12 protein-coding genes are annotated in these 19,159 nt (G+C 64.6%); 7 read left to right on the top strand and 5 right to left on the bottom strand.

Annotated features, from left to right (window positions below; translation table 11 throughout):
• Nucleotides 1–41: 41 nt before the first annotated feature.
• Nucleotides 42–806, bottom strand: coding sequence for a TVP38/TMEM64 family protein (locus Pan44_RS03050; protein ID WP_197453794.1), 765 nt, complete (start codon nucleotides 804–806; stop codon nucleotides 42–44).
• Between the two features lie 377 nt (nucleotides 807–1,183).
• On the opposite strand from Pan44_RS03050, the gene Pan44_RS03045 reads away from it, so the two are divergent.
• From Pan44_RS03045 to Pan44_RS03025, 5 genes are all read left to right on the top strand, one after another.
• Complete coding sequence (locus tag Pan44_RS03045) at nucleotides 1,184–2,302, top strand: WD40/YVTN/BNR-like repeat-containing protein (RefSeq protein WP_145027123.1); 1,119 nt, start codon at nucleotides 1,184–1,186, stop codon at nucleotides 2,300–2,302.
• 19 nt (nucleotides 2,303–2,321) lie between these two features.
• Nucleotides 2,322–3,104 carry an inositol monophosphatase family protein gene (locus Pan44_RS03040; protein ID WP_145027121.1) on the top strand — a complete coding sequence of 261 codons (783 nt, stop codon included), beginning with the start codon at nucleotides 2,322–2,324 and terminating at the stop codon, nucleotides 3,102–3,104.
• Nucleotides 3,105–3,221: 117 nt separating this feature from the next.
• Nucleotides 3,222–5,087: a serine/threonine-protein kinase gene (locus tag Pan44_RS03035; protein WP_145027119.1), complete on the top strand. Its 1,866-nt coding sequence runs from the start codon at nucleotides 3,222–3,224 to the stop codon at nucleotides 5,085–5,087.
• Nucleotides 5,084–6,331 (top strand): Gfo/Idh/MocA family protein, encoded by a 1,248-nt coding sequence (locus tag Pan44_RS03030; protein ID WP_145027117.1) that lies wholly within the window; start codon nucleotides 5,084–5,086, stop codon nucleotides 6,329–6,331. Before Pan44_RS03035 ends, Pan44_RS03030 begins: the two co-directional genes overlap by 4 nt.
• A 10-nt stretch (nucleotides 6,332–6,341) precedes the next feature.
• Nucleotides 6,342–8,345 (top strand): hypothetical protein, encoded by a 2,004-nt coding sequence (locus Pan44_RS03025; protein ID WP_145027115.1) that lies wholly within the window; start codon nucleotides 6,342–6,344, stop codon nucleotides 8,343–8,345.
• A gap of 82 nt (nucleotides 8,346–8,427) precedes the next feature.
• Here the strand turns inward: Pan44_RS03025 and Pan44_RS03020 are convergent, their stop codons facing one another.
• Nucleotides 8,428–8,865: a hypothetical protein gene (locus tag Pan44_RS03020; RefSeq protein WP_145027113.1), complete on the bottom strand. Its 438-nt coding sequence runs from the start codon at nucleotides 8,863–8,865 to the stop codon at nucleotides 8,428–8,430.
• A gap of 256 nt (nucleotides 8,866–9,121) precedes the next feature.
• Entirely contained in the window at nucleotides 9,122–10,027 is a 906-nt protein-coding gene (locus tag Pan44_RS03015) for a ThuA domain-containing protein (protein ID WP_197453792.1), read from the bottom strand.
• Nucleotides 10,028–10,375: 348 nt separating this feature from the next.
• Between Pan44_RS03015 and Pan44_RS03010 the strand changes: the two genes are divergently transcribed.
• Nucleotides 10,376–13,132, top strand: a complete 2,757-nt coding sequence (locus Pan44_RS03010) for a hypothetical protein (RefSeq protein WP_145027109.1) — start codon at nucleotides 10,376–10,378, stop codon at nucleotides 13,130–13,132.
• Nucleotides 13,132–15,948 (top strand): WD40 domain-containing protein, encoded by a 2,817-nt coding sequence (locus Pan44_RS03005; RefSeq protein WP_145027107.1) that lies wholly within the window; start codon nucleotides 13,132–13,134, stop codon nucleotides 15,946–15,948. The genes Pan44_RS03010 and Pan44_RS03005 overlap by 1 nt, the downstream gene beginning before the upstream one ends.
• A gap of 11 nt (nucleotides 15,949–15,959) precedes the next feature.
• Here the strand turns inward: Pan44_RS03005 and Pan44_RS03000 are convergent, their stop codons facing one another.
• Nucleotides 15,960–17,237, bottom strand: a complete 1,278-nt coding sequence (locus tag Pan44_RS03000; RefSeq protein ID WP_145027105.1) for a DUF2156 domain-containing protein — start codon at nucleotides 17,235–17,237, stop codon at nucleotides 15,960–15,962.
• 173 nt (nucleotides 17,238–17,410) lie between these two features.
• Nucleotides 17,411–19,132: a GH3 auxin-responsive promoter family protein gene (locus Pan44_RS02995; RefSeq protein WP_231754206.1), complete on the bottom strand. Its 1,722-nt coding sequence runs from the start codon at nucleotides 19,130–19,132 to the stop codon at nucleotides 17,411–17,413.
• Nucleotides 19,133–19,159 lie beyond the last annotated feature (27 nt).

The raw sequence follows: 19,159 nt of genomic DNA, 5'->3' as shown, positions 1-19,159 counted from the left end.
TCCCGGAGCCATCGATCACACATCGCGTCGCTCGAAGAAGATTAGGGTCCCGAAGTGCGTGGCAGCAAGTTGCCGACGAGCTCGTGTTCAACCGTTGCAGGGGCCGACGCAATCGAGTTACCGCTGAGCACCAGTCGCCGCGCCATACCGCGTCGAATCAACCGGCGGGTCACCAGCATGAGGATGCCGAGAGTCGCCATGCCGATCACCAGCGACGGCGGGAACAAATCGGACAAATCCTGCCGCGCCAGTGCTTTGAGTGTCGGGAATTGACTTCCCAGCGAGACCAGCATCAACAGCATGGGCAGCGTCCCGAACTGGGTCGTCAACCAGAAGCGGGGAAGGCTGATCGACGTTGCCGCCATGCCCGCGTTGACCATGAAGAACGGCAGCCCGGGAATCATCCGAAGCGAGAAAAGAACCCACGAGGCGTCCGGTCCGGAAAGTGCCGCGAGACGGCGGAACGAAGCATCGACAGATGCCTCCCGCAGCCAGACCCACTTACGGACGACCAGGAACGTAATGCTCGCGGCCATTGCCGATGCAAAGCTGGCGATCACCATCCCCGTCGCGAACCCGCTCAACCAGCCGACGACCAGCGTCGTCAGCATCGAACCGGGAACGGGCAGCGCGAGCACAGTCGCTGAAGCGAAGAACAGACCGGCGTTCAGGGCAAAGGGATGGCGCTCTTTCCATTCGCGAAGGGCCGCTTCTTCACCCGCCACCTGTTCAAGCAGCGCGCTCTTTCCCACCAGCACCGACAACAGGATGAACCCGATCACGAAGATGCAGGAAAACAGCAGCATTCGCGACTTCAGAAGCCTTCGGATGTGCGATGCAGGTCTGGGAACGCACACCATGAAACATTCGCGCCGGGGTTGATGCTGCTAAAGGGTCGCCGCAGTGATCGACGGCGCGGTCGAGGCCCTGAAGTCTTTCGCACGGCGGGCTTACTGAAAAGTCTCAGGTCACCATCTTCAGGAGTCCAGACGAAATCTGCCGGAGCCGCGGCGTCGGTCGACTCATTTCCCGAAAAGGAATTCCCCAGGCGGGCCAATCGGCTACAAAGAGAAGTGACATTTCCACGTTTACCCCCTCACGGAACGAGTCCGCAGGGACGTTGCACTTCGAAGCGGCTGGTCGATGTGGCCAGTCCGGGCTATTCGTTCTCAAGGTCGCACTCATGCCTCGTCGCGTCCACGTTGCCACACGGAAAGGTCTCATGTCCTGGCGCCACGACGCCGGAACGTGGAATGCCGAGCCGGTCCACTTCCTCGGCGACACGGTCACGCAGGTTTTTCCTGATGAACGCGACGGCTCGCTCTATGCGATCCTCACCCTCGGGCACTTCGGCGCGAAATTGCGCCGCCTCCCCTCCGGAGCGCCCGAGTGGATCGAGTGCGGAGTCCCCGTCTATCCCGAAGGGGCGGAAGTGAACGACGGTCCGCCGCGCGAAGACGGCTCCGTCAAGAAGAAGCCGGCGACCCTGAAAGAGATCTGGGCCCTGGAGAGCGGCGGCCACGACCAGCCCGGCGTACTCTGGGCAGGCACGATCCCGGGCGGACTCTTCCGGTCGAATGACCTGGGCGCCACATGGGCGCTGATCGAATCTCTCTGGGACCGGCCTGAGCGCGCCCAATGGTTTGGCGGCGGAAAAGATGAACCGGGCATCCATTCCGTCTGTATCGACCCCCGCGACTCCCGCCACATCGCCATCGGCATCAGTTGCGGCGGAGCGTGGTTCTCAAGCGACGGCGGAGCGTCCTGGACCGTCGGCCAGGGAATGCGCGCCGAGTACATGCCTCCCAATCTCGCGTATGAGCCGTCCGCTCAGGACCCGCATCGCATGGTCCACTGTCCGGCCAGCCCCGACCGGATGTGGGTCCAGCATCACAACGGCGTGTTTCGGTCCGACGACTTCGCCGCGAACTGGACGGAGATCACCAACGTCCCCCCAGCCCCGTTTGGATTCGCGGTGGCCGTTCATCCGCAGAAGCCCGATACCGCGTGGCTTGTCCCGGCCGTGAAAGATGAGATCCGCGTCCCCGTCGATGCACGTGTCGTGGTCAGCCGCACGAACGATGGCGGCAGGACGTTCCAAGTTCTGTCGAACGGCCTCCCTGAGCCGCCGGCGTACGACATCGTCTACCGCCACGCACTCGATGTGGCCGCCGACGGGAACACACTCGCGTTCGGCTCGACGACCGGCGGGCTGTGGGTCTCCGGGAACGGCGGCGATTCGTGGACCTGCCTGACGCACACGCTCCCTCCGGTCTATGCTGTGCGCTTTTCAGAGTTCTGAACGCATTCCCGCAATCTTGATGACTCCCAAGCAGCTGCAAACTGTCGCCGAACAGGCCGCCCGCATCGGCGGCGCCATCCTCCAGGACTGGGCCGGCCGGATCACGCCCAAAGAGAAAAGTCCGAAGAACCTCGTGACCGAGGCCGACTTTGCGTCCCAGAAGGCCATCGGCGAGTTCCTGACGCAGGAATGCCCCGGACACGACTTCCTCGGGGAAGAGGACGTTGGTCCTGCTTCGACCACCAGCGATTACCGCTGGATCGTCGATCCGCTCGACGGAACCTCCAACTACGTCCACCGTTTTCCGTTCTACGCCGTCTCGATTGGCGTCGAGCATCGCGGGCAGCTCGTCGCCGGAGCGATCTTCGATCCCACGCGCAACGAGATGTTCGCGGCGTCGCTCGGGGGCGGGGCGACCCTCAATGGCCATCGCATCGAGCCGTCAGCCACCGGGCCGCTCGCCAGCGCCCTCGTCATCGCGAGTCTTCCGGTCAAAACGGGCCCCGAGTCGCCGGAAGTCCGGCGGTTCCTCCGCGTCCTCACGCGGGCCCAGTCGCTTCAACGGACCGGCTCCGCGGCGCTCAACCTCTGCTACGTCGCCGCCGGCCGGATGGACGGATTCTGGTCGACCAGTCTCAAGCCCTGGGATATGGCCGCCGGCGTCCTCATCCTCCTTGAAGCCGGGGGCCGGGTCACGGGCATCAACGGCGGTCCTTTCAACGTCGATGTCTCCGACCTCCTGGCCACCAACGGAAACCCCCTGCACGAAGAACTCGCCGAGCTTCTTCCGGGCGTCGACTGAATCTCCGCGCAAAGGGCGACGCCCGCGTTGCTTGCAGCGACCAACGACCGCTCTCGTGAGACGCCGCTCCGGTCCCGGCCAGCCCGCTACTGGTTCGGGGCCCATTTGCGGCGTAACATGAACGCAGCGGACAAGTTGCCCATGGCCGACGTCTTCTGGAAGACGCGGCACGAGGAGCGTCCGTCCCACCCGAACACCCGGACGACCGATCGTATGGCCGCCAGCACGCCGGAAAACCCCGCCGACACGTCGACGACGCTCATGCCGGCCGTGCGACCTGAAGCCGGCGCCACGATCGGCGAATTCTCCCTGATCCGCCTTCTGGGCAAGGGCGGGATGGCCGAGGTGTGGCTGGCCGAGCAGCATTCCCTCAAGCGGAACGTCGCCCTCAAACTGCTCAAGCCGGAACTCACGACCGACCCGACCTACGTCAAACGGTTTCAGGCCGAGGCGAAGGCGGCCGGTGGACTCACGCATTCCAACATCGTGCAGGTCTACTCTGTAGGACAGGCCGACGGCCGCCACTACATCGCCCAGGAGTACGTGCAGGGCTCGACCTTGAAATCGTTCCTGCAGCGAAAGGGGGCTCTCGATCTGCAGACCGCTCTGCACATCATGCGGCAGGCCGCCGGCGCTTTGCAGGCCGCCGCCGAGCGCGGCATCGTCCATCGCGATATCAAGCCCGAGAACATCATGCTCACCCGCAAGGGGGAGGTGAAAGTCGCCGACTTTGGGCTCGCCCAGCTGATGGGAGGCGAACGCCTCAACCTCACGCAGGAGGGAACCACCATGGGCACCCCCCTGTACATGAGCCCCGAACAGGTCAACGGCCAGAAACTCGACCAGCGCAGCGACATCTACTCCTTCGGCGTCACCTGCTACCACATGCTCGCCGGCGAAACCCCCTTCCGCGGGGAGTCGGCCATCGCCGTCGCCATGCAGCACCTGCAGAACATGCCGCGGGAACTCGCGTCCCGCCGGCCCGATCTCCCCCGGGCCATGTGCGACATCGTTCACCGGATGCTCGCCAAGAACCCCGATGACCGATATCCCAGCGCGCAGAAGGTGCTCGTCGATCTCAAGAAACTGGCGAGAACCCTGAAGGACGATGGAGTCGCCGACGACATCGAGCTCAAGCTGTTCGATCCGGCCGAGCCTTCGCCCTCGCTCGCCATGCGCCGGCCATGGCTGGTTCTCGGCCTGTTGTGCGCCCTCACCGCCGGCGCCAGCGCGGCCATGGGCTGGACCATGCGGCCTTCCATTCCGGAGAGCACTGGATCGGACGTTCCCAAAGCCAGGTCGGCCGAAGAACAGTTCCAGTGGGCACTGTTGAAGGTCAACGACGAGGCGTACTTCCAGGCCGTCAAGGAAAACTTCCCCGAGAAAACCAACGTCGACTTCCACCAGCTCGCCGACGAGCAGCTGGCGTTTCTCTACTTGCGCGACGTCTCGAACCTGGACCGGAAACCGAAAATCCTTGCCCAGCTGCAGCAGCTCGGAACCTACAACAAGGAGTCGCAGCAGAAGGCGGCGATCGGCAAGGCCTACCTCGAGATGTTCAGCGTCACGCCTCCGGACAAGTTCGGAGCGCAGGTCACTCTCGACACCAATCAGCTGCTGGGCCCCGTCCCGTCCGACTCGCCCGTCCGCCGGGGGCAGTGGGGCAAGTACTACTCGGAAATCACCGCCATCCTGTTTCCTGAACGCCAGGGGGCAGACAATACACCCCCTGGCGGGCCCGGGAACCGTGTACCATTCGGCGGGCTCGGGGGCGATCGGAACGGCCCGCGCGGCGAGGACAACCGGCCCGGCCTCGGTCGTCCCGGTCTGGGCTTCGGCGGACGTCCCGAACCTCCTCCCGGAGCGGGAGGAGGACCTCCTCGTGAACCTCCGCCGCCTCGTCAGGATGGCCCGCCGCCAACCGACGGAGAGCGCCCCTTCCCACCCGGATCCGAAGGCCCCCGCCCGGGAGGCATGCCATGACCAATCCACCTGTTGATCGACGTGCTTTTCTTCAACGCAGCGCCGGTAAAGCGGCCGTCGGCGTCGCTGCCGGCCTGTCCGGCTGGCTCCCCGCTCACGCCGCCTCCCACGAGCCCATTCGCCTCGGTGTCATTGGAGTACGCTCGCGCGGGATCGAACTGGCCCGCGCCGCCGCCCGGCTTCCCGGCGTGGAGATCGCCGCCCTCTGCGATGTCGACGCCGCGATCCTTCACGACGCAGCCAACCGCCTCGACTCGCCAACCACTCCGCGCGAATACAGCGATTATCGCCAGCTCCTGGATGACAGCCGCCTTCACGCCCTCATCATCGCGACACCCGACCACTGGCACGCCTCGATGACCATCGACGCCTGCCGCGCCGGCAAGGACGTCTACCTCGAATCACCCGCCACTCATTCCGATGCGGAATGGGCTCAGGTAGTGGCCGTCGCGGCCCGGCATCAGCGCGTCGTGCAGACGGGGCTCCAGCAGAGAAGCGGCGCGTTCGTTCAAACGGCCGTGAAGTTCCTCCAGGCGGGTGGTGTTGGGCGCGTCCGCTTTGCACGCGCCTGGATGGCCTGCCGCCGCAAGCCGATCGGACGCCGCGGCGATTCTCCCGCCCCTGCCGGCGTCGACTACGCTGCGTGGCTCGGTCCCGCCCCGTATCGCGAATTCAACGGCAATCGCTTCCACGGCAACTGGACCCGCTTCTGGGACTATGGCGCCGGGGAACTCGGCCTGTGGGGCGTCCACTGGCTCGACGTCGCCGCCTGGGCCCTCGACCTCAACGGCCCCGTGCAGGTCAGCGCCGTCGGCAGCCGCCTGCACTTCGCCGACGACCAGGAAACCCCTGATACCCTCACGGTCCACTACCAGTTCCAGCGTCCCCATCCGGTTGAAGTCGCCTGGGAGCATCGCACCTGGACGGTCCACGGCAACGAAGGACGCACCAGCGGCATCGCGTTCTATGGCGACGACGGCACGCTCGTGCTCGATCGCGGCGGATGGAAAGTCTACGACCGCAAGGACTCCACGGCCGAGAATGGCGGCGATCTCGATGTCCCCCATCTCGCCGATTTCCTCCGATGCGTGCGAACGCGCGAGGAACCCGCTGCGTCTTTGATTGTGGCCCGCCGCGCCGAGCAGCTCTGCCACCTGGGCGTGCAGGCCTATCGCGAGCAGCGCCTCGTCACCACGGAAATCGGAGGGGCACTGCGCACCGCCGCTCCACCGGCCCTGGGTTGAAGGATCGATCATGTACGACGGCCGAAAGACGCGAGCAGCGGACCTGTGCATCCCGGGGAATCACCGCGACGGGGTCCATCGCCCCCGGTCGGCGACGATCCGGCTCCTGCTGGTCGCCCTCGCCCTGCTGCCGGCCGCATCACTTCATGCGCAGGACCCTGCGCCGGCGACGCCTCCTCCCGCTGCCCCGAAGGAAGACCTCTCCCAGGCGCAGCTTCAGCTGCTGCGAGACTTCGAGCGATTCGAGAAGTCGCTCTACGACGTCGCCGAATACTCGCGCCGCACCGATCCCGAACAGGCCGAACTCCTTTACCGCGCCCGGAGTCAAAGCCAGGAGCAGCGCATCCTCGAAGAGATGCGGCTCCTCTCCGACAGCCTCAAGCCGCAGAGCGGCGGCAAGGTTGTCATCGGAGATTCGCCTGAGAAGCAGGCGGAAGTCATCGCTCGCCTGCAGACGCTTCTCAAGGTCCTGCAGAGCGCCGATGAGCGCGACCGCCTGCAGCGCGAGATCGAGCGCATCCAGGACCTCCTCAAGGGAACGAACGCCCTCATCGGCAAACAGCGCGACCTCCGTTCCGACACCGGCCGCGGCGGCGACCAGAAACAGCTCTCCGAACGCGAGCGTAAGCTCCTCGAAGAAGCCGGAAAACTCGCTCAGAAGATCGATCGCCAGGATGCCGAACGCCGTGGCGAATCGCCCGAGTCGAAGCCGGCCGAAGAGAAAGAGGGCGGTCAGGAAGGCGACGCCCGTCCGGATGAATCGAAACCCGGAGAAAAACCGGAAGACGGAAAACCATCCGACCAGAAGCCCGGAACCGAAGACAAGCCCGGCGAAAAGGGCGCACCGCAGGACGACTCCAGAACCGATCCGAAAGACCCGATGAAATCGGGCGACGGGAAGGAATCGAAGCCCGGCGAAAAGCCAAAGGACGGCGATCCAGGCCAGGAGCAGAAGCCCGGCGAGCAGAAGCCGACCACCCCCATGGATCAGAAGCCCATGGACGGCCAGCCCCAGCCGGGCCAGCCGCAGGATCAGCCCTCGAAACCGCAGGACTCAAAGCCCTCGGAAGCAGGTCGGCCGCAACAGGGCCAGAAACCCCAGAAGGGTCAGCAGCCCCAGGAACTCGGAGAACAGAAGTCGGGACAGCAGCCGCAGCAGCCTCAGCAGAACGAGCCGCCGCCGGAAGGCGAAAAGAAGACGCCGGGCCGCGAAGAACTCGAACAGGCCCGCGAGCAAATGCAGCGGGCCCTCGAAGAACTCGACCGGCAGAACCGCGAAGGTTCCTCCGAGGCCCAGCAGCAGGCGCTCGCGGAGCTGGAGAAAGTCAAAGCCCGCCTCGAAGCCATCTTGCGCCAGCTGCGTGAAGAAGAGGACGAACTTCTGCTCGCCTCTCTCGAAGCCCGGTTTCAGAAACTCCGGAAGGCCCAGATGCAGGTCAACGTCGAGACGGTGCGGCTCGCGAAGACCGCAGCCGAAGACCGCTCACGCCACGACGACCGGGCCGTCGCCCTCGGCCGCGACGAAAACGAGATCGTCGTCGACGCCGAAAAGGCGCTCAGCCTCCTCAAGGAAGAAGGTTCATCAGTCGCCTTCCCCGAAGCGATCGAGCAGATGCGCGACAACATGGTCGCCGTGGCCGGCCGCCTGAACAAGGGCGATACCGGCAGCACGACACAGGTCATCGAAGAGCTGATCGTCGAAACGCTCGACGAAATGATCCTCGCCATGCAGCAGGAAATGGAGAAGAAGAAAGACAAGGACCGTCAGAACCAGCAGCAGCAACAACAGCAGCAGCAGGACGACGAACAGGCCCTCATCAACGAACTCGCCGAACTGAAGATGATTCGTTCGCTGCAGAACCAGATCAACCGCCTCACGCGCGAGATCGGACGCGAGCTCGAAGGTGAACAGGCCAGCGATCCCGACCTGCGAAAGATGACCGACGATCTCTCCCGTCGGCAGAAACGCCTCCAGCAGGCCACCTACGACATGGCCACGGGCAAGAATAAATAAGCCCGGAGCCTGCCCGCGTGGCGAATCTTGAACAGGTTCACTACGCACGTCGGATCGACACTCGCGGCGACCACACCGACGGCTACGGAATGGGCCGAAGCACCGGTGCCGTCTCTGCAATCTTCAGCACGTCGCGACAATGCGTGTGGCAGTCGACGCACGACGACATCAATCCCATGTACCCGTAGGTCGCCCCTTCCAGGTTCTGGGCGCGGGCCAGCTCCATCACCTTGAGCGCGCTCCTTCGTAACTGGTCACGGTAGTCCTCGTAGACCGGATCGCCGTGATGCTGCCAGTCGTCTCCCGCACACAGCGCCGCCAGGGCTTCGCCGGCCTGTTCGATGCCGGAGAAATCCTTCCGAACCAGCCCCTCGGCCATGGCATGGAGCCCCTTCAGCTTGGCCTGCATCATGATTGCCGTCTGGTCCCTGGGCGCAGACTTCAGGGGTGCTTCCCCGGCCGCGAGATAAACACCAAAGCCGAGCGCGGACAGGGCAACTGCCAGCAGGAATGGTCGCATCGGGGCACCGCGGGAACGGGAGGATCTGGCATTCAGATCGACGCTCGCCCCCCGCCGTCTCGATCCAACTCGAATCTCCAGGCGTCCAGAAGCCCCCGGAGGGCTCCACTTCCGGCGGAAGCGGCAGTCGCTGCCGATCGCCTCTGCCCCCTGTCCCACTCGTTCCCCGGCAGTTCCCTCGTCGAACGGCGTCCCTTCCGCCAACGCCCATGCAGGGGCGGCGAAGTCGAAACGAGAGCGAGGTTCCCGCCCGAGATCAGTCGTTCTTGACCTGCTGAACGGTCTGGAAGCCGTGCTCCTTGATGTCCTTCTGCGACTTCTCTTCAAACTCTGTCGACACCGCCGGATTCGGCTTCGCATCGCATTCGATTTCACCCCGCATCCACTTCACGGCCGCCGTGATTGAATCGAGATACTGCTTGTTGGCCCAGCTCGATTCGTTGTGCCCGAGGTTGTTGTAGTAGAGCTTTCCTTCCCCCATCGTCTTGATCCAGCACACGGGAACGTGCGCCCCGTACTGCGTGTTGATCTTGCCGCCGTTGAGCGGGCTCTTCGCATAATCGAGGCTCAGCAGCACCCGGCATTTCTCCGGCTGCCACCGCCGGTACATGTAGATTTCTTCCTTCAGAGAGAACTCCGGGCCGAAGGATGCCACGAGCGGATGGTTCGGCTCATGGTTCGTCAAAGTCACCTTCGTCCCCGCGTTCCACGGATGCCCGATGAACACGCCTCCCATCAGATCCCAGTACGGGGCGTAGTTATGGAACGTGTCGCCGGCCGAGTGGAACCCGAGAACTCCATGGCCCTTCTCGTAGATCCATTCCCCGAAGAAGTAGTTCTTCGCGTCGTCCGCGATCGGCAGATCGAGCGTCGTATAGAACGCGACGATGTCGTACTTCTTGAGATTCTCTTTCGTGAAGTCCGCCGCGCAGTCCTGCGTGCAGTCGACGGTGAACAAGCTCGTCTGCTCACCAAGGGTCTTCATCGAGACTTCGGCCGGGGCGAGCGTTGCGTCCTTGCGATTCACCGAGCCGTGCTTGAAGCCGGCGCTCTGGGTGACAAACAGCATCCTCGATGGCTGCGGTTTCTCCTGACCGATAACAGGCAGGGCAGCGATCAGGCACAGCGCGATGGCTGTCAGGCAGCGGAAACCAGACTGCATGGATGAGTTCCCTCGATGAACTGGCCGCAGGAATGATGGCCAGCGACCCGGCGCCGCCATCGCGATTCGATCATACGGCGTCCCGCACACGCGCTCCACGGACCGCCGGCGCCCGAATGATCTTCGATGCTTCAACGCGTGACGGGCCGTCGAGCCGGCGGGCAACCGCCCCCTTTTCAGTCGCGGCGCCGAGACGGCATTGAGCGAGCCGTATGCCTTTCGCCATACTGCCGTTCCGGTCGTTCGGTGACTGCACCGCCGATCCACTCCCCCCTCCTCGCCCGTGCGGCGACCCGCCTCAGTCCCGCAGTCGATATGTCACTGCTCCCGCGCCATCGGCACAGACCGATGATCCTGTTGTCGGTTTGCCTCGCGTGGCTGACGATCGCGCCAGTCGCTTTCGCGGAGCTTCCGTGGTCGCGGGTCGATGGACTGTTTCCCGCCGGCGCCAAAGCGGGCTCGGTTACGCGCATTCGACTGACGAGCGGTTCCGAGCTGGAAGCCACATCGAACCTCACGTTCAGCCACCCCGGTATCACCGGCAGCCGCGTGGCCGATTCCTCGCCCGCGGAGAACCTCTTCGAAGTTCGCGTGGCGCCGGAGGTTCCTCCCGGCCTCTACGACGTCGCCCTGCTCGGAGACCTCGGCCTCAGCAACCTCCGCACATTCGCCGTCAGCACGCAGGACGAGTCGACCGAGGCCGAACCGAACGAAACACTCCTCTCCGCAACCCCGGCCGTTCTCGGCGCCATCCTGAACGGCCGCATCGGCAAGCCGACCGATGTCGACGCGTACACGTTTCACGCAACGGCCGGCCAGAGGGTTATCGCCGACTGCCTCGCGAGTCGCATCGATTCCCCCCTGCTTCCCGTGATGGAAATCCTCGATGCGCGCGGACGCCGCATCGCCTTCGCGCGCTCCGGCCGCGATGAAGACGCCACCCTCGTCTTCGAGCCTCCCCAGGCGGCCGACTACACGCTCCGCGTCTACGACCAGACCTATCGCGGCGGCGACGACTTCGTCTATCGCATTGACCTCAATGCGGCCCCTTACATCGTCGCGGTCAAACCCGTGTTTGGAAAAGTCGGCTCGACCGCCGAGGCGCAGCTGCTCGGATTCAACCTTCCCGCCGCTCAGACCTCCGACCAGCGCCGCGGACGCTGGCTGCTGGGCCAACTCGGCGTCCCCATCACCTTTCCCGCCGATCCTCTTGGCTACGATCGGCTGCTGCCGGTCACGCCACGAGAGGCGGCCACTGATTCCTTCTCCTGGCGTTTCGAGTCGCCTGCCGGATCGTCGCAACCGGTCAGGATGAGCCTCAGTGAGAATCCCCCCCTTCTCGAAGTCGAGCCAAACCAGGTCCGCAGCCAGGCGCAACGCCTGCAGCTTCCTGCCGAGATCGGCGGCGACTTTCGAACCGTCGGAGACCTCGACCAATTCCAGGTCGACGTTGTGAAAGACCGGCCGATCTGGATCGAGGTCTTCGCCGATCGTCTCGGCAGCCGGGCCGACGCCATGCTCGGCCTCGAATTCATCCCCGAGGGGACGAACGCCCCGCAGACCATCACGTCTGTCGACGACAACCCGACCAACCTCCTGCCGATCGGATTCGACACCCGGTCCGACGACCCGTACTTCCGCTTCAATCCTCCCGCAAATGGAACCTGCCTGATTCAGCTTCGCGACCAGTACGGCCAGACGCGCGGCGACGCCACGCTCGACTATCGCCTCGTCGTTCGCTCTCCCCAGCCCGATTTCCGGCTCGTCGCCGTCCCGGTTTCGCACGGCCTCGGCATGGTCGCCCCGGCTTCACTCCGTCGGGGAGATGCCACGGCGTTCATGCTTGTCGCATTTCGGCGCGACGGTTTCGATGGACCGATCGAAGTCCCCTCCGGTGATCTCGGAGGCGGGCTCGACTGCGAAGGGACGGTCATCCCCTCCGGCCAGACCTCGGCCCCCCTCGTCATCCGTTCCCGGCTCGACTCCGCCACGCCGCCGCGAGTGATCGCACTGACGGGCCGCGCCACCATCCCCACCTCCGGAAACGTAACGACGCTGATCCGCCCTGTGCGCCCGGCTGCAACGATCCGCAATGCCAGGAAAGAGCACGGACAGGACGCCGCCGCGGCCGTTCGCCTGGCGCGCGAGTTCGTCCTCAGTGTCTCCCCCGAGGAAGCTGCACTGGAACTGCGATCACCCGCGGCGCGTCACACCGCCGCGCAGGGTTGCGTGATCGAATTGCCCCTCGAACTCCTCCGTCGAGCCGGCGCTGAGGCCCCCGTCACGATTTCCACGCACGGCCTCGTTCCGGCGTCAAAGATCGACGCGGCGAACGTCACCCTGGCCCCCGGCGAAACGTCGACCAGGCTGCGACTGACCGTCCGCCCCGACGCCCCCGTCCAGACGGTCGCGTTCCACGTCACCGCGCTCTCGAAGGTGCAGTATCAGAAGAACGCCATTCCCCGGCGCGACGCCCGGCTCGCACTCGACGAGATCACGCAGCGCCTGAAGGAAGCCGGCGACCAGGCGAAGATCGCCACCGCCGTCAGCGCCGCCGCCACGCAAGCACTCGAAACCGCGTCGAAGTCCGCGACCGAAAACTCCACGGAGATCGCATCGCTCGAAGCGGCGCGGGCGGCCGCCGCACAGAAAGCGACCGAAGCCCTCAATCGCGTCACACAGCTGGAGACAGACCGCGCCGCCGCGGAGAAACGGGTTCACGAACTCGACCAGCCCGCCCGGGAACTCGAAATCACGGCGGTCTCCTCCCCGCTCGTCATCAACATCGTCCCGCCGCCCATTGCAGTCGACATACCCGCCGGCAAAGACGTCGCCCTGCCAGTCGGCCAATCAACCGACGTGGTGTTGAAGCTCACGCGTCAGAACGGGTACACCGGTCCCGCCGAAATCGAGTTGTATGTCCCCGGCGCGGGGACCGGCGTCTCGGCTGCGACCGCCACGGCAGCGCCCGATGTCACCGAACTCAAGCTCACCCTCCAGGCAGCGCCCGATGCCTCGCCCGGAGCGCGGTCGAATGTCACCATTCGCGCGCGCTGCGGTCCATTGCATGTCGATGCTCCGATCCAGCTGAAAGTCGTGCCCTGATGCTTCTGCGCCCTGTCATCGTTCTCGCTGCGGTCCTTCTGGTCTCTTCCTCCAGCCTGCAAGCCGCGCCGATCGAGCCAAGCGACCCCGCTCCCGACCGCGCGGCCGACTTCTACGTCGACGTCTATCCGGTTCTCGAAGCGAAGTGCCTGGCCTGTCACAGCCGCACCACGCACGAATCCGACCTCATCCTCGAAGACGTCGCGAGCATCCTCAAAGGAGGCGCCAGTGGGCCGGCCGTCGTCCCCAGTCAGCCCGAAAAGAGCCTGCTCTTCCAGCTCTGTGCCCGGATCGATGAGCCGGCGATGCCCCCGCTGCCGAATCGCGTCGGAGCCGCCGCTCTCACTCCGCAGGAACTCGGGCGGATGAAACGCTGGATCGCCGAAGGCGCTCAGCCCGGAAAGGCGAACCCCTCCGCCGCGGCCATTGGCTGGCAGGCCCTGCCTTCCACGATGAAGGCCTCCTTCGCCCTCGCGCTCGGTCCGCAGGATCGGTTCGCCGCGCTCGGCCGGGCCAACGTCATCGCCGTCTTCGATCTCGTGACGGGCGAGGAAATCGCGCAGCTCGGCGACTCGCTGATCCGCACGGTGAAAACCCCTTCCCAGCTGCCACTCTACGACCGCGACGTCGCCCACTTCGATGTCGTTTCGTCACTCGCATTCAGTCCCGACGGCGACCTGATAGCGTCCGGCGGGTATCGCGAAATCAAGATCTGGCAGCGGCAACGCAATTCCATCTCTTCACAGATCGCGCTGAGCGGCGAAGCACGCTCCGCCTCCCTCAGCGCCGACGGCCTGAAGCTGCTGGCGGTCCTGCCCGACGGAGCCGTCGCCCTCTGGGCCCTCGAGACCGGCGAACAGTCCGCGTCAGTCGGTCCCATCCCGGGCGCCAACCGCGCTCTCCTGCTCGGCGATGGCGCCCGCGCAGTTGTCGCCACAGAAGCTGGCGAGTTGAGTCTCTGGAACATGGCCGAGAAGCGAACCCTGCTCACCTGGCCCGCGGGCCAGCCGGTCACGGCGCTCGCCGCCTCCGCGTCTGGAGACCGGCTCTTCTCCGGCCACGTCGATGGCTCGCTCCGCCGCTGGGACCTCCCGATGGAACTGCCGCCGAAACTCGAACAGCCCGCCGCTTCGTCCCCTGCCGCGACCAGTCCGGTGCTCCAGCTGGCCGTGAAGGCAGACGCCTCGGCAATCGTGGTTGCGCTGGGCAGTGGCAAGGTCGTCGAGTTCAACGACGACCTGAAACCCGGCAAATCGGAGGTTCAGTTCCCGGACAAGTCGTCACTGCTCGCCGTCGCTGTCGAGAACCTTCTCAGCGTCGCCGCCCTCGAAGGCGGACGTTCGGCCGAACTCCGACGTGCGCCGAAGTCCCCTGAATTCAATCTTTCAGCCGCGCCCGGGCTGGCCCGCCAGTCCCTGCGTCTCGAAGACGACAAGACCATTGCGACCACGCAGAAGGGACAGGCCGACGAAGCCGTCAAGGCGGCCAAAAAGGAATCCGATGAGCGTGCCACCGCGGTCAAGACGGCCCAGGAGGCATTGACGAAGGCCAACGAAGCGCTGCCCAAGGCCCAGGCCGCCGCCGATGAAAAAGAAGCCGCGGTGAAAAAAGCCACCGAGGAACTCGCTGCCAAGGCCGACGACGAAGCCCTCAAGAAAGCGCTGACGGATGCCGAGGCCGCCGCGAAGAAACCGCGGGACGAACTGACGGCCGCCCGCGACGCCATCGCCGCCGCCGAGCGCTCCGTCCGCTTCGCGGAAACCGCGGCCCAGGCGGCCAGCGCGGATCTCGCTCTTCGCAATTCCACGCTCGAAGCCCGCACAGCCCATCTGGCACAGGTCGAGAAAGACCTCGCCACGCTGCGCGAATCCCTCAAGCAGTCCGAACTCCAGATTATCTCCGCCGCCATCTCGGTGGATGGTCTGTTCATCGCCACCGGCCACTCCGATGGCATCGTCCACCTCTGGAGCAGTGTCGATGGCAGGTGGCTCGAATCGTTCTCCGGTCACTCGAAGCCCGTTCAGTGGCTGGGCTTCGCCGCCGGCAGCCAGCTCGTCACGCTCGATCGCGAAGGGGGAGTGATCTCCTGGAACCTCAAGCCGCAGTGGAAACTGGCGCATGTCCTGGGTACTCCCCTGGACAGCCGGCTGGACGTCTCCACATCGCCCCTCAAGGATCGTGTTCTCTCGCTGCAGTTCAGCCCCGACGGACGGCTGCTTGCCAGCGGAGGGGGAGAGCCATCCCGAGGAGGGGAAGTCCTGCTGTGGAATGTCGAGTCGATGTCGGTCCAGCGGGAACTCCCCGACCTGCACAGCGACGCAGTGAATACGCTGGCCTTCTCGCGTGACGGCGAAGTCCTGGCGACAGGTTCGGCCGACAAGTTCGTGAAGCTCACGAAAGTGGCGACGGGCGAGTTCCTCCGTGGCCTGGAAGGCCACACGGCTCATGTCCTGGGACTCGCCTGGTCCCCGGATGGAGCCACACTTGTCAGCGGCGGGGCGGATGGCGCCGTCAAGGTGTGGAACACCGAGACAGGCGAACAGCGGAAGTCAGTGAACGCCACTCCCGGTCAGGTGACCGCCGTCGCGTCCGTCGGACTGGCCGACCAGATCGTCATCGCCACGAGCAAGGGCCAATGTCAGTTGCTGGAACGTGGCACTGGAAAGGTGATCCGCAGCTTCACGGGCGCGAGCGGATACGTGTACCAGGTGACGGTCACAGCCGATGGAAAGGCGGTGATCGCGGCCGATGAGAATGGGGTGCTGCGCGTCTGGAACACCGCGAATGCGGCAGTGCTCCGCGAGTTGAAGCCCTGAGCGATCCCCTCTCAGGGGACGAGGATCGTCGATTTCTCGAACTCCGTCGCGCCCGCGACGGCATGCTCGGATGCGGGTCGGTCCGCCGGCTCGAGATGAAACGACGGCGGCGAGTCGTCGAGCGATCCCTGGTACAGCACGTACGGTTCCGTGACGGGATCGGCCAGACGCTCGTGGTTCTTCCACTTCGCCATCCGCTTCAGCATCTGCAGGGGCAGGCGCTTGAGGTCCGGCACGATCACGCCCCACTTGAAGAAGAACGCCAGCATCGGCGCGATCCGTGTCTTCGGGTAGGTCGCCACGAAGCACTCGCGGTACTGCGGCCGGAACCGGCTCTTGAAGTGGTACTGCCGCGGCGGGTCGTAGAACCACGGCAGGTATTTCCACCAGAACGCCATGCCGTTCGTCACGAACGCACTGTCCGAAGGCGTGCCGCACTTCACCCGCAAAGTCGGAACCTGGCAGAGGGAGAGCAGCTTCACATCCTCCGCACGCAATTGGCGGGAGATCTGTGTAATCAGGAACGCGATTACGCCGCGCGTCGCATCAACCCGCTTCCGATACGTCTCAACCGACCACAGGTCGCCGTTCCGTCCGGGGTTCGCGATCACGAAAGCCTCGATGCGTCCATCCTTCCGGGCGACGAACAGACGTTTGCGAAACATCGCTTCTGGATCGAGCCGGCCGACCATCATCGACAGTTCACGCCCGTAGACGGTGTGCTCGAGGTGATCGCGGGACACCTCATGAATCTCGGGAGCGATCACGTTCAGGAACGTGTCGCACTTCGGATCAGGAACGATCTCGTCAAACTGCACGCCGCTCCGTGTGCAGAAGTTCTCCTGCCGGCGCACCCACGCGTAATCCGCCCCCTGCCACGTGCATGTGTCCAGCGGCACCACCGGCTCTTCGCCGACCTTGGACACCGCGAATCCCGCGTTGCGGAACGCAGGCACATCCCGGCCCAGAATATTGAGGAAGCTGATCTCCAGCCGGTTCCGGACGGCGAAGTCCATGAGCTGGCTCAACAGCTTGCCGCGACGCCCTTCCGCCGCCAGCAACCCGCCGACCACGAACAGGTGCTTCCGCCAGCGCGTATAACCGACAACTCCCTGCCCGCCGCAACCGAAGAAATATTCGAGGCCTCGTTCCAGCGCCAGATAAGAGTCGTACGCCTCGCCTTCCCGGTATGCCAGCGCTTCCAGCGTGCGAAGTTGATCGGGCGTCAGCAAATCCCGCCCAGCAACATGTGTGCAGCCGTCAGGTACCATCCATGTCCGTCGAGTCATTTTTGATGTCAATCAGTGACGGCCGGGTGCAGTCCGGTGGTGGTCTTGGGCGGAATTCCCGCTGGTCGCAGTGAGAATGAAGAAGCAGTCAGAATTAGAATTTGGTGTAATCAGAGTTTGCGAGGCCGTCAAACCCTGTTTTTCGCAAGATCTTCGATTGCCGTGATTTCTGGTTACCGTGAAAGGACTTGTGAGTCCTGTTGTGACACGACTTTGAACTGCCGGGTCCAGTCGCTGTTGTGGACCAGCCCGGGATGCTTGAACTGGTAGTCTCCCGTGCCGCGACGCTCACTTTCCTGGTGCATATACCGACTCCAGGAACCCGTTTCGATCAGAAGCAACCGCGGTGCGTCCAGCACCCCTTCCCGTCGCCGGTAGTTGACGAGAAAATTGATCCCCATCATCCGGCGATCGAGTTCATCAACGAACTCTCGCGCTCGCGTATCGTCGCAGAAATCCCCCTGCTCGGCGAGGATCAGGTACCGCGGCCTCCCGGATTCATCTCGAAACGGCGCCGCCGTGATCTCCGTCAGCTCCACGCCAACCTGCTTCGCGGCCGCATGCGCGCTCTCCAGAACCTGTCGCTCCGTCAGCTTCTCCCCCTCCAGGTCGCCGACGCGATCCCCCTTCTGAAGGAAATCAAGCAGAGGAGCCTGCCCGACGAATCCCCGGCACCGCACGATGTCGCCGATGTTGAACCGGTAGAAACCGCCGGCCGTCGTCATCAGCAGATAGTAGTCGCGATCGACTTCCAGTTCGTGCCCCCCCAGCACGACCGGCTGCTGTGAATCGATCTCCTCGACCGGCAGAAACTCGTAGTACCCGCTGACGATCGAGGGAACCCCCTCGGGCTTGTTGTCTTCAATCGGAATCGTGTGCCGCCCTTCGCTCGAAACGAGGCCCATGTCCCGAAGCGGCGCGTCGCCGAAATATCTCGGCAGCGCCGTCTTCTGGAAACCGGCCGTTCCCCCCAGCCAGCACGCGATGACCAGCGGGGGCCAGTAGTCCTTCGGATAGAGGGTCCCGGTCCGCCGGATAATCTCTTCCAGCTCTGCCGCCCTCCCGGCGCACTGGCGTCCGATTCGGCTGGACAGCGACGCGCGGACGTCCGACGGCACATCGAATCGATCGGACAGCGTTCCGTCACGCAGATCCTTCAGCAACAGTTCTTTGAACTCGTCCCCGATCTCCGCCATGCGGATCAGCGTTCCAGGATTCATCAACACGATCCAGCCGACGCGCTGGCTGATCGAAAGCCGCAGCGCCGTGTAGTACCGCGCGACCGGATCCGGGATGTCGTTCACCGGACTGGGAGTCGCGTAGTACGGCTTCATCATCGGGTTCTGCGCCCGCGCCAACAGCGCGCTCACCATGCTGATCTGGTGGCCTGCCGGCGTCTTGCCCATGTCCCACTTCCCCGCCAGCTGCAGCATCTGCGTCCCGAGGTTCGCCCGGTGATCCGCAAACAACTTCAGCCCCCACAGGTCCCACGCCTGCCGATACTGCTTCATCCACGTATTGCTCACGGGATTCAGCTTCGGAGCCCCGCCGCTCCCCGTCGTAATCGTGAATTGCACCAGCCGCTCCGCCGACGGAATCAGCGCCGAGGTTTCCCCGGCCGCCACCGCCTGGATGTACGGCGCGAAATCGTCGTAACGGCCAACTGGAACCCGCCGCCGAAAATCGGCCAGCGACTGGATCTCCGCAAAACCGTGGTCGCGGCCAAACTTCGTATCGCGGCACAGCCGGATCCGGTTCAGCAGCCACTCCTCCTGCTGAGTCTTCGCGTTCTCGAGCTGCGAACGGAATCTGGGCCACCGCAGGCCGAAGATGGAACAGATCGCCTTGCGGGCGAACAGATCGTTGACACGCCGGGCGAAGGACGAATGAGTCACGGTCACAGGTTCTCAGGTTGCGGATGT

Source organism: Caulifigura coniformis (assembly GCF_007745175.1).
In the GTDB taxonomy this organism is placed as follows: Bacteria; Planctomycetota; Planctomycetia; order Planctomycetales; family Planctomycetaceae; genus Caulifigura; species Caulifigura coniformis.
The sequence above is the reverse complement of the archived record's forward strand: the minus strand, read 5'-3'. Positions and strand labels throughout refer to the sequence as shown.